The sequence below is a fragment of the Kitasatospora sp. NPDC127060 genome (assembly GCF_042724935.1).
GTDB lineage: Bacteria > Actinomycetota > Actinomycetes > Streptomycetales > Streptomycetaceae > Kitasatospora.
The window spans coordinates 56237-70985 of sequence record NZ_JBHXEG010000039.1 but is presented as its reverse complement, the minus strand read 5'-3'; the positions used below and the strand labels follow the sequence as shown (position 1 = coordinate 70985).

Annotated in this window: 11 protein-coding genes; 6 read left to right on the top strand and 5 right to left on the bottom strand. The window is 74.1% G+C overall.

All coding sequences use genetic code 11. The features are described 5' to 3' along the window. Positions 1–145 precede the first annotated feature (145 nt). Positions 146–1186 carry an NAD-dependent epimerase/dehydratase family protein gene (locus tag ACFWIS_RS21875; RefSeq protein ID WP_380456176.1) on the bottom strand — a complete coding sequence of 347 codons (1041 nt, stop codon included), beginning with the start codon at positions 1184–1186 and terminating at the stop codon, positions 146–148. A 243-nt stretch (positions 1187–1429) separates the two neighbouring features. On the opposite strand from ACFWIS_RS21875, the gene ACFWIS_RS21870 reads away from it, so the two are divergent. Then, entirely contained in the window at positions 1430–2767 is a 1338-nt protein-coding gene (locus tag ACFWIS_RS21870) for a DUF1254 domain-containing protein (RefSeq protein ID WP_380456178.1), read from the top strand. 110 nt (positions 2768–2877) lie between these two features. Beyond that, positions 2878–4242 (top strand): DUF1254 domain-containing protein, encoded by a 1365-nt coding sequence (locus ACFWIS_RS21865; protein ID WP_380456180.1) that lies wholly within the window; start codon positions 2878–2880, stop codon positions 4240–4242. Here ACFWIS_RS21865 and ACFWIS_RS21860 read toward each other — a convergent pair. Further along, a complete protein-coding gene (locus ACFWIS_RS21860) occupies positions 4239–6059 on the bottom strand; it encodes a sigma-70 family RNA polymerase sigma factor (RefSeq protein WP_380456181.1) in 1821 nt (606 codons plus the stop codon). The genes ACFWIS_RS21865 and ACFWIS_RS21860 overlap by 4 nt on opposite strands. A 163-nt stretch (positions 6060–6222) precedes the next feature. Here ACFWIS_RS21860 and radA point away from each other — a divergent pair, with 163 nt between their 5' ends. Further along, positions 6223–7746, top strand: coding sequence for a DNA repair protein RadA (gene radA / locus ACFWIS_RS21855; RefSeq protein WP_380456183.1), 1524 nt, complete (start codon positions 6223–6225; stop codon positions 7744–7746). Between the two features lie 202 nt (positions 7747–7948). Next, the gene (disA, locus tag ACFWIS_RS21850) at positions 7949–9007 is read left to right on the top strand and encodes a DNA integrity scanning diadenylate cyclase DisA (protein WP_188306273.1); all 1059 of its coding nucleotides are present in this window, start codon (positions 7949–7951) and stop codon (positions 9005–9007) included. 189 nt (positions 9008–9196) lie between these two features. Here the strand turns inward: disA and ACFWIS_RS21845 are convergent, their stop codons facing one another. After that, positions 9197–10081 (bottom strand): hypothetical protein, encoded by an 885-nt coding sequence (locus ACFWIS_RS21845; protein ID WP_380456185.1) that lies wholly within the window; start codon positions 10079–10081, stop codon positions 9197–9199. Between the two features lie 201 nt (positions 10082–10282). Here ACFWIS_RS21845 and ACFWIS_RS21840 point away from each other — a divergent pair, with 201 nt between their 5' ends. After that, positions 10283–11200: an A/G-specific adenine glycosylase gene (locus tag ACFWIS_RS21840; RefSeq protein WP_380456187.1), complete on the top strand. Its 918-nt coding sequence runs from the start codon at positions 10283–10285 to the stop codon at positions 11198–11200. Between the two features lie 105 nt (positions 11201–11305). On the opposite strand, the gene ACFWIS_RS21835 is transcribed toward ACFWIS_RS21840, so the two are convergent. Further along, the gene (locus tag ACFWIS_RS21835) at positions 11306–12901 is read right to left on the bottom strand and encodes an MDR family MFS transporter (protein WP_380456189.1); all 1596 of its coding nucleotides are present in this window, start codon (positions 12899–12901) and stop codon (positions 11306–11308) included. A gap of 225 nt (positions 12902–13126) precedes the next feature. On the opposite strand from ACFWIS_RS21835, the gene ACFWIS_RS21830 reads away from it, so the two are divergent. Then, on the top strand, positions 13127–13759 hold the full coding sequence (locus ACFWIS_RS21830; protein ID WP_380456191.1) for a TetR/AcrR family transcriptional regulator: 633 nt from the start codon (positions 13127–13129) through the stop codon (positions 13757–13759). Between the two features lie 42 nt (positions 13760–13801). Here ACFWIS_RS21830 and ACFWIS_RS21825 read toward each other — a convergent pair whose 3' ends face one another. Beyond that, positions 13802–14725, bottom strand: coding sequence for a M23 family metallopeptidase (locus ACFWIS_RS21825; RefSeq protein WP_380456192.1), 924 nt, complete (start codon positions 14723–14725; stop codon positions 13802–13804). Positions 14726–14749: the final 24 nt, after the last annotated feature.

Here is a 14749-nt window from a genome sequence, read left to right as displayed (position 1 = left end):
GTATGTGGGCGTGGTCGACTTCCCGCTCCGCTGCGTCTCCCGCTGCGTCTCCCGCTGCGTCTCCCGCTGCGTCTCCCGCTGCGTCTCCCGCTGCGTCTCCCGCTGCGTCTCCCGCCGCTTCACCTGAGGCGCTACCCCGGGCGCCTCACCCGTGCGCGGCCAACAGCCTTTGCTCCTTGGCCGGTTCGATGCCCTGCTTGAACGGCGCCCCCGGTACCAGCTTCCGCCCCTCGGTGTCGGTGTCCTCGGCCGGCCCCCGGGCGCGCAGCCATTCCCAGGTGTCCCGCGCGGTCTCCGCGAACGGCCGGCAGCGCAGCCCGGCCGCCTCGGCGCGGCCGCTGTCGACCTGCCAGATGTACTTCCACTCGGGCAGGTCCGGTGCCCAGAAGGGGAGTTCGAGCCAGGGCTCGACCTGGTCCGGCCCCTCGGCCAGCAGCGCGGCGTCGTCGACCCGGACCAGCTCGGTGCCGGCCGCGCCCGCGAGCTCCCGGCAGGTCTCCAGCCACTGCCCGAAAGTGAGCCGCCCGGGTGGCGCCGTGGTGATGAAGCGCCCCGCCGTCCCGGCCGTCAGCCGGTCGAGCCCGAAGGCGGCGAAGTCCCGGACGTCGATCACCTGGATGGCCCGCTCCGGATCGCCCGGCGCGAGCACCCGGCCGCCGCGGGCCATCCGCTCCAGCCACCAGGGCAGCCGACCGCCCAGCTCGTACGGTCCGATCAGCAGTCCGCTGCTGAGCACGAGGGTGCGGTCGGCGCCGAAGCCCGCCAGCACCGCGCGTTCGGCGCCCGCCTTCAGCTCGCGGCCGAAGGGCTGGTCGGGCGGGGTGTCGGCGGGGCAGGGGAGGAGCGGGGAGTCCTCGGTGATCACCTGAGTGGCCCAGTCGGCGTAGGCGTGCACCGAGGAGACGAAGGTGTAGTGGTCGGCCCGTTCGCGCAGCAGTCGGGCGGAGAGCGCGGCCTGGGCGGGCTGGCGGGCGGAGGTGTCGACGACGGCGTCCCAGTGACGGCCCTCGACCAGCCGGGCGAGGTCCTCGGCGCTGTCGCGGTCGCCCCGGACGGTCTCGACCCCGGGCAGGTCGGGGGCGCTGCGGCCGCGGTTGAAGGTGGTGACCTGGTGGCCGCGGGCGAGCGCTTCGGTGGCGTAGGCCCGTCCGAGAAAGGACGAGCCCCCGAGCAGAAGGATCTTCATGCCGGTCAGCCTGTCCGTGCCGTCCCACCCGTACGCCCGGATTCGCGCTGAGCAGAGCGCGAACCGGGCGCCCGCCCGACAGGCGCCCCGGCCGAAGGCCTGAGCCGAGAGCCCCGGCCGAGCGCGAGTCGAGCCGCACCCGCCCCCGGTGGGGAGCGCCCGCCCGACATGCCACCCCCACCCGCCCCCCTTAGCATCCCAGATGTACCGATCTGCCCTGATCCGGCCTGGGAGAGCGACAGCATGGTCAACCCGGCACTCGTCGATCCGGCCACCCTCCGCGCGACCGCGGCCGAGGCCTGGATCCGCGCCCATCCCGTCCTACGGAACTACCGCACCCTCTACGCCCAGGCCCTGGACGAAGCGGACCCCGGCTACGTCGGCGGCTTCGGCGTCTTCCACCACACTTCGCGGTCGGCCACCCCCGCCGACACCGACGCCGTCACCCCCGACAACGACACCCTCCCCTCCCGCGCCTGGCTCGACCTGCGTGCCGGGCCGTGGGTGCTCTCGGTCCCCTCCGACGCCGACTACCGCGTCCTCGCGGTGCACGAACTCGACACCCTGCTGGCCGGGTTGATCGGCTCCCGGACCACCGGCCAGGAGGCCGGGGACTTCCTGGTGGCCGGCCCGGACTGGACGGGCGAGACCCCGCCCGGCGTCGCGGGCGTGATCCGCACCGCCACCCGGCTGGTCGGCGTCCTCGCCCACACCCGGCTCACCGGGAACAGTCCCGCCGAGCTCGCCGAGCTGAAGGCCGTCCAGGAGCAGTACCGGCTGTGCCCGCTGCACGAGTACACCGGCACCCCGGCCCCCGACCCCGCCCCCGAACCGGTCTGGCCGGTCTGGCGCGACGAGGTCCTGGACGGCGTCGAGTTCCTCACCTTCCTCGACTTCCTGCTCGGCTTCTTCCCGCTGACCGGCGAACTCCCGCCCGCCGAGACAGAGTTGCGCGGCCGCCTGGCCGACCTCGGCGTCGACGGCCGGGGTGAGTTCGAACCCGCCACCCTCCCGCTGGAGGCCCGCGCCGAACTCGACCGCGGCATCGCCGACGGCCGCGCCCGGCTGACCCGCGCCGTCGCCGAACTCCGCGACTCCACAGGTCTGTTCGGCACCCGCGCGCAGCTCGGCGGGGACTTCCTCCGACAGGCCGTCGCCGCCGAACTCGGCCCGTACGGACTGCCCACCGAGGAGGTCTGGTACGGCCGTTGGGCGGCCGACAGCGAGGGCCACCGCCCGCCGAACGCCGCCGACCGCGACCACCTGATCCGCTTCGCCCCGGACGCCCTGCCGCCGGCCCGCTTCTTCTGGTCCGTGACGGCGTACGCGCTCCCCGGCCACCGGCTGGTCGACAACACCCTGGACCGCTACTCGATCGGTGGCCACACCCCCGGCCTGATCCGCGACCGGGACGGCGGCCTCACCCTCTACGTCCAGCACAAGCGCCCCGCCGACGCCGAGCACTCCGCCAACTGGCTGCCCGCCCCGGACGGCCCGTTCGCGGTCGTGCTTCGGATCCGCGGCCCGGAGGCCTCCGTCCTGGACGGCCGCTGGCAACCCCCGCCGCTCACCCCGCGCTGACCCGCCGCTCACCCCGCGCTGACCCGCCGCCCGGCATCTGGAACTCGTCAACGACCCCACCGCCGATACCGCCGCCGATACCGCCCACCGACTCCGACGAAGGACCCCCGATGAACCTGCCCGAGCTGGAGGCCCTGGCCGCCGACGCCTACGTCTACGGCTATCCGCTCGTCGCCGGCCTCACCATGGTCGAGCGCTTCGCCAACGGCGGCCTGGGCACCCTCCCGGCGGCGCCGTTCAACCACTTCAGCCACGCCGCCCGGCTGGCCGGCCCGGCCGATCGCTTCGTCTCGGTCAACAACGACACCATCTACTCGATCGCCCAGCTGGACCTCTCCGAGGGCCCGCAGGTGCTGCACGTCCCGGACACCGCCGGCGCCTACTACGTGCTGCAGTTCATCGGCGCCTGGACGGACAACGTCGCCTACCTGGGCAGCCGGGCTTCCGGCACCGAGGCCCAGACCTGGCTGGTCGTCCCGCCCGGCTGGCACGGCAGCGCGCCGGACCGCGACCGGGTGATCGAACTGCCCACCACCGTCGGCACCATCGTCGGCCGCTTCGCCTGCAACGGCCCGGACGACCTGCCCCGGGTCCGGGCGCTGCAGGCCGGGCTCGCCCTGGAGCCGCTGGAGCCGGGCGGCCTGGTCGCCGGACTGCCCGAGCCCGACCCGGACGTCCCCGAGCGGCTGGCCTTCTTCGAACGCCTCCGGGTGTGGATGCAGGCCTTCCCGCCGGCCACCCCCGACATCGAGTACCAGCGCCGCTTCGCCCCGCTCGGCCTGCTGGACGACGGCGCCTCGCCGTACCGCGCGGCCGCCGCGGAGTGGACCCTGGCGCTCGCCAAGGGTCTGGCGGCCGGGCGCGAACGGGTCGAGGACGCCACCCGCCCGCCCGAGGAGCACCCGCTCGGCGAGTGGCGCTCCGCGCTCCACCTCTTCGACTACAACCTCGACCACCTGGGCCCCGGCACCCTGGACGACCCGGAGTGGCGCATCCCCGACCGCCGCGCCGCCTACCTCAGCCGCGCCGCCGCCGCCCGGGCCGGCCTCTGGGGCAACCACGCCTACGAGGCCTCGTACGCGATGACCTACGACGACTCCGACGGCCGCCCGCTCACCGGCGCCAACAGCTACACCCTCCGCTTCGAGCAGCCCCCGCCGGCCGAGGCCTTCTGGTCCGTCACGATGTACTCGGTGCCGGACTACTACCTGGTGGAGAACCCGATCGACCGCTACTCGATCGGCGACCGCACCCCCGGCCTGGTGTACGGCGCCGACGGCTCGCTGACCGTGACCCTCCAGCACGAGCCGCCGGAGGACCCGACGGCCGCCGCCAACTGGCTCCCCACCCCGCTCGGCGAGTTCCGCCCGATCATCCGGCTCTACCGGCCGAAGCCCGTCGTCCTCGACGGCAGCTACCAGGTCCCCCCGATCCACCGCTGCCCTGCGGAGACCCCGCCGCCGGACACTCCCTAACGCCCCGTCGCCGTACCCGTCGGGTGCGGGGAGGCGCTGCCGGTCGTCGGCGCCGACGGGCTCGGCGCACCGGTCGGCGATCCGGAGGGCGACGGTGACCCCGTCCGGCTCGGCGTCGCCGTGGGCGTGCCAGTGCCAGTGGCCGACGGCCCGCCGCCCGGTGTCGGTGAGGAGGTCGGCGCCGGCGTCGAGGAGGACGCCGACGCGGACGCCGACGCGGGCACCGAGGGCCCCGCCGAGGAGGAGGGGCCGCCCCGGTTCTCCGGCCCGCCGTCCAGGGTGACCACCGCCTGGGAGGGCGGCAGCGCGATCCGGGCCGTCCAGTGGGTGGTGGGCGCGAGGTCCTCGTCCACCGTGACGATCACGGTGATCCGCTGCCCGGGGGCGAGCGTCCCCGAGTCGCGGCTGAGCCGGAGCCAGCCGGCGTCCGTCACGGCATGCCAACGGATCTCCGTGGTACCGGAGTTGGTGAGGGTGAGCACCGTCCGGCTGCCGTACTCCCCGGCCTCGACGGTGAGCAGCCCGGCCGGGGCCGGGGCGCCCGCGCCCGGCGCGGAGGCCTGTTCGACCGCGGGGGCCGGGGCGGCGACCAGCGTGGGGCTGCCGAGCGGGGTCGCGCCCCGGGCGGGCACCGGGACCAGCGGCCCCTGGAAGGTGAGCCGCGGAAATCCGGGAAGCAACGTTTCTGCACCGTTTGCTCCGCCCCCGCGCCCGCCCGCACCCGCCAGCTCCAGCCCCGGCATCCCCGCGCCCACCGCCGCCCCCGCGGCGACCCCCGCCGCCCACGGCGCCGGCCGCTGCCCGGTCTCCCGCCCGGCCTCCTCCACCCGCACCGCCGAGACCGAGGCCGCCGACCCGGCCCCGCCACCGCCCCGGTGCCCGGCCCACAGTGCCACCACGGGCGCCGCCAGTACGGCCGCCAGCACCCCGGTGGTCACCACCCGCCGACGGACCGCCAGCCCCCGGCCCGCGTCCGGAGCCCGGTGCCGGGGAAAGCCGCCGTGGTCGAACCGCAGCCCCGGCTCGGCCGCCGCCGCCCCCCGCTGTCCGACCGCTCCCACCGGGGCGGGCCGCGCCGACCCACCCGCCGGGGGCGGTGCCGCCAGCAACGGCAGCCCCGACAGCCCGGCCGCCCCCTCGGCCGCCTCCCCAGCGGCCACCCGTTCCGCCGTCCCCCGGCAGGTCGGGCAGTCGAGCACGTGCTGGACCAGCTCCCGCCGCAGCGCCGGGCCGAGCACCCAGTCCCGCCAGGACTCCGCCCCGGCCCCGCCCAGCCGGTCCAGCTCGGGGCAGCTGCCCACGCCGAGCACCAGCAGCGCCGCCCTGGTCCGGGCCACCTCGGCCTCGGCGGTGGCGAGCAGCCCGCGGGTGCGTTCGAACGGCAGGCCCAGGACGGCCGCCACCTCCAGCGGGGTCAGCCGGTGCCGGACGGACAGCTCCAGAGCCTCGCGCTGCTCCGGGTCCGTACCGGCCGCCTCGGGCCAGGCGAGCGAGGCCAGCTCGCGCCGCCGCCGGGTCGCCTCGGCCTCGGGCACCTGGTCGGGCCGGACGCCCGCCCCCGGCCCGGTCCCGTCCGCCAGCCGCCGCAGGCAGCAGTACCGGGCCAGCGAGAACAGCCAGGCCCGCACCAGTCCGGGCTCGGCCAGTCGTCCGCCGTGCCGCCGGGCCAGCTCGTGGACCTCCCGCAGGGCGTCGGCGGCCGCGTCGTGTTCGCACAGCACCGAGAGGCAGTAGGTGAACAGGCCGTCCACCTGCCGGTCGTACGCCGCGAGCACGGCGTCCGGCGCCCCGACGGGTCCAACAGTTCGCGTTGTCACCCGTCCGACGGTAGGGACACCGGGCGGCCGGTCCCCGCCATTCCCCGCGTATGTACTTCTTTCGGGTAACAACATCGCCCATCTGTGTGGGCGGCCGCGTGCGCCCGGGGCCCGGAGCACCGGCTGAGCACGGCTGTCACACCCAGCCGCTACCGTGGGCCGCATGCCTCCGCGTTCCAAGACCACCGCCAAGCCGCGCCCGGCCTACCGCTGCACCGAGTGCGGCAACCAGCTGCCCAAGTGGGTCGGCCGCTGCCCGGAGTGCAACGCCTGGGGCACGGTCGAGGAGTACGGCGCGGTGCCGATCCGCACCACCGCGGCCGGCCCGGTCAGCGCGCCGGCCCGCCCGATCGCCCAGGTGGACGGCCAGGTCGCGACGGCCCGCTCGACGGGCGTGCCGGAGCTGGACCGGGTGCTCGGCGGCGGGCTGGTCCCCGGCGCGGTGGTGCTGCTGGCCGGCGAGCCCGGCGTCGGCAAGTCGACCCTGCTGCTGGACGTCGCCGCCAAGGCGGCCACCGACCGGCACCGCACGCTCTACGTCACCGGCGAGGAGTCGGCCGGCCAGGTGCGGCTGCGCGCCGACCGGATCAACGCCCTCTCCGAGCACCTCTACCTCGCCGCCGAGCAGGACCTCGGCGCCGTGCTCGGGCACATCGAGGCGGTCAGCCCCGGCCTGCTGATCCTGGACTCGGTACAGACCATCGCCTCCGCCGAGCTGGACGGCGCCCCCGGCGGCCCGGCCCAGGTCCGCGAGGTGGCGGGCGCGCTGATCCGGGCCTCCAAGGAGCGCGGCATGGCCACCCTGCTGGTCGGCCACGTCACCAAGGACGGCCAGATCGCCGGCCCGCGCCTGCTGGAGCACCTGGTGGACGTGGTGCTGAGCTTCGAGGGCGACCGGCACGCCCGGCTGCGCCTCATCCGCGGGGTCAAGAACCGCTACGGCGCCACCGACGAGGTGGGCTGCTTCGAGCTGCACGACGAGGGCATCGTCGGCCTGGCCGACCCGTCCGGCCTCTTCCTGACCAGGCGTGACAAGCCCGTTCCCGGCACCTGCCTCACCGTCACCCTGGAGGGCAAGCGCCCGCTGGTGGCCGAGGTGCAGGCGCTGATGGTGGATTCGCAGATCCCCTCCCCGCGGCGCACCACCTCGGGCCTGGAATCGCCCCGGATCGCGATGATCCTGGCCGTGGTCGAGCGGCACGGCGGGGTGAAGCTCGGCAAGCAGGACATCTACACCGCGACGGTCGGCGGGGTGAAGCTGACCGAGCCCTCCGCGGACCTCGCGGTCGCGCTCGCGGTGGCCAGCTCCTCCACCGACACCCCGCTGCCCAGCAACCTGGTGGCGATCGGCGAGGTCGGCCTGGCGGGCGAGGTGCGGCGGGTGACGGGTGTGCAGCGCCGGCTGGCCGAGGCGCACCGGCTGGGCTTCACCCACGCCCTGGTCCCGCCGGACCCGGGCAAGGTGCCGCCGGGCATGAAGGTGGTCGAGGTGGCCGACATCGGCGAGGCGCTGCGGGCCATCCCGGGCCGCCGCCGGGCCGCCGCCAAGCCGCGCGCCGAGGCCCGTACGGAGGTGCGTGGTGAGGCTCCGTCGGCCCCGCCGGCGCCCCGTGCGGCCCGGGTCCCGGCGTACCCGGAGGAGCTGATGGACGGCTGGGAGCCGCTCGACTCCGACGAACTCCGCTGACCCAAGCCCTGCCGAAGCCGCACGCAGTTAGACTTCCCCCAGTCTCATTGGCCAGAAGGCAGTACCGGAGCGGTACTGAGCGACAGAGCAACAGACCGCAGACCGGCGCACGGCACGAGGCGCGCGGCACGGGGTCGACCGGAGGAGTCACGTGGCAGCCAGCGACCGGGGGGCGGACAAGGCCTCCCGTGAGGAGGCCCTGCTGCGGGCCTCCCTCACCGCCATCGCGCCCGGTACCGCGCTTCGTGACGGCCTGGAACGGGTCCTGCGGGCCAACACCGGCGGTCTGATCGTGCTGGGCTTCGACAAGACCGTCGAGTCCCTGTGCACCGGCGGCTTCGTGCTGGACGTCGAGTTCAGCGCGACCCGGCTGCGCGAGCTGTGCAAGCTCGACGGCGCGGTGGTGCTGGACAAGGACATCACCAAGATCGTCCGGGCCGGCGTCCACCTGATGCCGGACTCCACCATCCCCACCGACGAGACCGGCACCCGCCACCGCACCGCCGAGCGGGTCAACCGCCAGACCGGCTACCCAGTGGTCGCGGTCTCGCACTCGATGCGGCTGATCGCCATGTACGTCAACGGCACCCGCCGAGTGCTGGAGGACTCCACCACCGTCCTGTCCCGCGCCAACCAGGCGCTGGCCACCCTGGAGCGCTACAAGCTGCGCCTGGACGAGGTGGCCGGCACCCTCTCCGCCCTGGAGATCGAGGACCTGGTGACGGTCCGGGACGTCACGGCCGTGGCCCAGCGCCTGGAGATGGTCCGGCTGATCGCCACCGAGATCGCCGGCTACGTGCTGGAGCTCGGCATCGACGGCCGGCTGCTCTCGCTCCAGCTGGACGAGCTGATCGCCGGCGTGGAGCCGGAGCGCGAACTGGTCGCCCGGGACTACTTCCCGGAGCGTGCCGCCAAGAAGGGCCGCACGGTCACCGAGGTGCTGGCCGACCTGGAGGCGCTCACCCACGCCGAGCTGCTGGACCTCCAGACGGTCGCCAAGGCGCTCGGCTACTCCGGTTCACCGGAGTCCCTGGACTCCGCCGTCTCCCCGCGCGGCTACCGCCTGCTGGCGAAGATCCCGCGGCTGCCCAACACGGTGATAGAGCGCCTGGTCGAACACTTCGGCGGCCTGCAGAAGCTGCTCGCCGCCAGCATCGACGATCTGCAGACGGTCGAGGGCGTCGGCGAGACCCGGGCCCGCTCGGTCCGCGAGGGCCTGTCCCGGCTTGCCGAATCGTCCATCCTGGAGCGCTACGTCTGACCTGACGCGCGACGAAGCTCGGACGGCCCCCGGAGAAACGCTTCCCCGGGGGCCGTCCCGCGTCTCGGGCCGCCGTCCCCACAGCGCCGGAGCCCCGTACCGCCGGCGCCCCCGTACCGCCGGGCCCCCACAACGCCGAAGCCCCCGACCGCGCTGCGGTCGGGGGCCCGGTGCGAAGGTGACGGCCGCTCAGTTGTCCAGTCGGATCGAGGTCCGGGCCGACACCTTGTCCCCGGAGAGCCCGGTGAGTTCGGCGAGCACCACGTAGGTCCCGTTCGCCGGCGGCGCCTGGTCGGCGGTCGCGCACTGCGGCTTGCTGCGGCTGCGGTCCCAGGTGAAGGTCTCGGTCTGGCTGCTGTTCGCCGGGATCTGCACCCAGATGTTGCCCTTGTCGGGCGGGCAGTCACCGGAGGACCAGACCCGGTCGTTGTTGCTGCCGCTGCTGACGGTGATCACCGAGGCGGTACGGCCCAGGTCCACCCGGCAGTTGGCGCCGGAGGAGTTCTTGACCGTCAGCGCCAGCTTCGGCTTGTCCTTGGGCTGGTAGGAGTTCTGGCTGCCGGCCAGCTCCAGGGCGACCTGCGAGGAGGAGCAGACCGGAAGCGCCATCACCTCGGGGGTGTTCACCGCCGGGGCGCCACCGCCGGAGCCACCGGACCCACCGGTCGAGCCGCCCGTACCACCCGGCGCCGGGTTGCCGCCGGTGCCACCCGAGCCACCGGCGCCACCCGAGCCACCCGAGCCGCCGGCCCCGCCGGTGCCACCACCGGTCCCGCCGCCGCTGAGTCCGACCTCGCTGCCGCCGCCGCTGGCCACCGGCCCACCGCCGCCGCCACCGGCGGGGTGCGCCGCGGGGCCGCTCGGCGAGGCGCCCGGCGTGATCGCCTGGGCGGGCGTCTGGCTCTGGGACTGGGACGGTACGGCCTGCGCGGCCTTGCTCGGTGAGCCGCCGTCACCGCCCTGATCCGACATCAGCCAGGCGATCAGCGCGACGACCGCCGCGACGGCGACGAGCACGACGACGCGCCGACGCCAGTAGATCGAGGCGGGCAGCGGTCCCACGGGTTGACGCAAAGAGGGCACGATCAAACTCTATGGGACTGTGTGTGGCGATTGACTCACCAACACCGCACAGTCGCCCCTTCTTTCACATGATCCGCCATTTGATCCGTTCGAGGGAGTCCCCGAACCCGGAGAACCGGGCGGAAACCGGCCGATCCGGAGCCTCTACCTCCGCTTCGGCCGGGTCCACGGCCGTGGGAGGATCGAAGGGCCATGACTGCCATCACCGCCACCGAAGCCGCCACCGCGCCGCCGCTGCCCCTGCCGCTGCTGCACTCGACCGTCATCGACTGGTACGAGGCCAGCAAGCGCGACCTGCCCTGGCGGACCCCCGACGCGTCCCCCTGGGCCGTCATGGTGAGCGAGTTCATGCTCCAGCAGACCCCGGTGAAGCGGGTGCTTCCCGCCTGGCAGGCCTGGATGACCCGCTGGCCCACCCCCGCCGACCTCGCCGCCGAGGCGCCCGGCGAGGCGGTCCGGATGTGGGGCCGGCTGGGCTACCCGCGCCGCGCGCTGCGGCTGCACGCGGCCGCCGTGGCGATCACCGAGCAGCACGGCGGCGAGGTCCCGGACGACCACGCCACGCTGCTCTCGCTGCCCGGGGTGGGGGAGTACACCGCCGCCGCGGTCGCCTCCTTCGCCTTCCGCCAGCGGCACGTGGTGCTGGACACCAACGTCCGCCGGGTGTTCGCCCGCGCGGTGACCGGCGTCGAGTACCCGGCCACCGCCACCACCGCCGCCGAGCGCCGCACCGCGACCGCCCTGCTGCCCGACGACGCCCCGACGGCCGCCACCTGGGCGGTCGGCGTGATGGAGCTGGGCGCGCTGGTCTGCACCGCCCGCGGCCCGGAGTGCGGGGACTGCCCGCTGTTCACCGTCTGCGCCTGGCAGCGGGCCGGCCGCCCGCCGTACGAGGGCCCGGCCCGGCGCGGCCAGTCCTACGAGGGGACGGACCGCCAGGTGCGCGGCAAGCTGCTCGCGGTGCTGCGCGAGGCACACGGCACGGTGCCCCAGGCCCGGCTGGACGCGGTCTGGCCGGACGCGGTGCAGCGCGCCCGGGCCCTGGACGGCCTGGTCGCCGACGGTCTGGTCGAACCGGTCGAGCAGGGCGTCTACCGCCTGCCCCAGTAGGACTCCGGTGAGACCGCGGTAGGACCCGGCTCGAACGACGGCGCCCCCGGAAGGAACTCCTTCCGGGGGCGCCGTCGCGCAGCCGTGCGTCGGCGGGGGCGGCCGTCAGATGGCCGCCGCCTCCAGCGAGGCCTCGGCCGGCTCCTCGCCCTTGCCGGTGCCGCGCAGCGGCACCTCGCGCAGGAACACCGCGCCGGCGATGGCGATCACGGCCACCCCGGCGCCCCACAGGAAGACGGTGTGCATGCCGTTGGACACCGCGTGGTGGTAGGCGTCCTGGACGACCTCGGGCAGCTTGCGCAGCTCGGCCGGGCTCATCTGGCCCGGGTCCTTCGCCCCGCCGCCGGCCGAGGCCTGCTCGCCCAGCCGCGAGGTCATGGTGTCCTTCACCCGGTTGTTGAACAGGGCGCCGAACAGCGCGACACCGAAGGAACCGCCGATGGTGCGGAACAGGGTGGCGGTGGAGCTGGCCACGCCCATGTCCTTGAGCTCGACGCTGTTCTGGGCGACCAGCATGGTGATCTGCATCAGGAAGCCCATGCCCGCACCGAGCACGACCATCCAGCAGGCCGAGGTGAAGCGGGTGGTCTCGGTGCCCATGGTGGAGAGCAGGACCAGGCCGCCGGCCATCACGATGGTGCCGATGATCGGGAAGATCCGGTACTTGCCGGTCTTGGTGACGGCCTGGCCGACCACCAGCGAGACCACCAGCATGCCGAACATCATCGGCATCAGCAGCAGGCCGGAGTTGGTCGCCGAGGCGCCCTGGACTATCTGCTGGTAGAGCGGCAGGAAGACGGTCGAACCGAACATCACGAAGCCGACCACGAAGCCGATGACCGAGACCAGGGTGAAGTTCAGGTTGCGGAACAGGCTCAGCGGCAGCATCGGCTCCTGGGCCCGCTGCTCGACGTAGCAGAAGGCGATCAGCGAGGCGACGGCGAGCGCGGCCAGGCCGAGGATCTCCTTGGAGCCCCAGGCGTACTGCTGGCCGCCCCAGGTGGTGATCAGCACGAGCGAGGTGATGCCGGTGGTGAGCAGGACCGCGCCCGGGTAGTCGATCCGGGCGCTGCTGCGGACCTTCGGCAGCTTCAGGGTCACGACGACCACGGCGAGCGCGACGATGCCGAGCGGCAGGTTGATGTAGAAGGTCCAGTGCCAGCTCAGGTGGTCGGTGATGAAGCCGCCGACCAGCGGTCCGCCGATGGTGGCGAGGGCCATCACGGCGGCGAACATGCCCTGGTACTTGCCGCGGTCACGCGGCGCGACGAGCGCGCCCATGATCGACATGACGCCGACCATCAGACCGCCGGCGCCCAGGCCCTGCACGGCACGGAAGCCGATCAGCTCGTTCATGTTCTGGGACAGGCCGGACAGCGCCGAGCCCACCAGGAAGATCACGATCGAGGTCAGGAAGGTGCCCTTGCGGCCGTACATGTCGCCGAGCTTGCCCCAGATCGGGGTGGAGGCGGCGGTGGCCAGGGTGTACGCGGTGACGACCCAGGACAGGTGCTCGGCACCGCCGAGGTCGCCGACGATGGTCGGCATCGCGGTGCCGACGATCAGGTTGTCGAGCATGGCCAGCAGCATCGTGACGACCAAGCCGACCATCACGAGGCGGATCTCGCGGGGTGACCGCGGCTGCTCCTCCTCGGCCGCCTTGTCCTCCGGTACCGGGCCGGCGGTCTTGGACTGTGACATGGGGTGGGGTCTCCCGGAGGGGTGTTTCGGACGGGCGGCGGGCCTTGCGACGGGTCACTTACTTGACGCCCGGCTAGTTTATCGATCGTCGGCACGGTAGGTTGTTTCCTAGCCGGTCGTCAAGCCAGTTTTAAGACCGGACGCCTGGGCAGGGAGAATGAGCTCGGGGCGGATACCACCCCGGAGTCCGCAGCAGTAGTCACCGACGCAGTCATGAGGCAGGCCATGGGCACTCCGCACAGCCCCCGCAGCGACACCCGGGCTCGCATCATCGAGGTGTCGTTGGAGCTCTTCTCGGAGCAGGGCTACGAGCAGACCTCGCTGCGCGAGATCGCCGACCGCCTGGGCGTCACCAAGGCCGCGCTGTACTACCACTTCAAGACCAAGGACGACATCGTCCTGGGCATCGTCGAGCGGATGGCCGCGCCGATCGACGAGATCATCGCGTGGGGCCGGGAGCAGACCTGGAGCCCGGAGATGCGTGACGAGCTGATCCGGCGCTACGCGGACGGGATGACCGAGCGGGCCCCGCTGCTGCGCTTCTTCCACGAGAACCAGCCCGCGCTGCGCGACTCCCCGGCCGGGCTGGCCTTCCGGGACCGCGTGATCACCATGGTGCAGCTGGTGCACGGGCCGGAGGCGGGGTTCCAGGACCGCCTGCGGGCCACGATGGCGCTGTTCACCGCCCACTCGGCGTTCTTCCTGCTCAAGCACGACAGCGCGGACTTCGGCCACGCCGAGAACGTGTGGGGCGAGAAGCTGCCGTCCGCCGACCTGGACGAGGCGCTCGAAGCGGCCCGGGAGGTCGCGCTGGAGATCAGCGGGCGGATCGGCCACCACACCCGCGCCACCGGCTGAGCCGCCCAACCCGGTTTGGAGCCGGACCCGACGAGGCGGACTCTAGAACGCCGTGACGCCGTGTTCGGAGAGGTAGGCGATCGGGTTCACCACCGCGCCGTAGCGGTTGCTGGTGCGGATCTCGAAGTGCAGGTGCGGCCCGGTGGAGTTGCCGGTGTTCCCGGACAGCCCGACCCGCTCGCCGGCCGCCACGTGGCCGCCCGGCGAGACCGAGAGTGCGGACAGGTGCGCGTACTGGGCGAAGTGCCCGTCGGCGAGCCGCAGGACGACCTCCTTGCCGTACGCGCCGTCCCAGGCCGCCGACACCACGGTCGCGTCGCCGACCGCCAGAACCGGCGTGCCCGGGGCCACCGCGAAGTCCACCCCGGTGTGGTACCCGGCGGCGTACCCGGAGTCGGCCACCCCGTACGGATTGCTGGTCGGCGCGTCCGGCGCCGGCGCGGACCAGTCCGGCACGGCCGCGGGGGCCGGTGCGGCCCCCGGCTGCGCGGCGGGAGCGTCGGCGGGAGCGGGCTCGGCGACCGGAGGTGCGAGCGGCCGCAGGTTGGGTGCCACCGCCACGAAGGCCTGCGCCGAGGCGGCGTCGTCCGGCAGCTTGTACGGGCTCGGCCCGGCCACCTGCACCAGGCCCGGGCTGGGCACCTCCGCCCGCGGCGCGGTGAAGGCCGAGCTGCCCGGGGTGGTCGGCCGTACGGTCTGCGCCGCGGCGCTGCCGGGTGCGGCCGCCAGCAGCACGCCCGCCAGCAGTGCCACGGCCGCTCCGGCCGAGACCAGCGCGTGGTCGTGCTCGATGCGCTGCCGGCTGCCCGGCAGGGTGGTGTGCCGGGGCGTGGCGAGCAGCCGCAGCGGCGGGACGGCGTGGCTGCGGACGGCCTGGCCGATCCGCGGCTGCCAGACGGCCGCCTGGGCCGTCGCACGGACGGCGAGCCGGCGCAGGGCCGGCCCCACGGGCGGAACGTTGGACATCGCCGGTCGCACCTCACGGTCGTA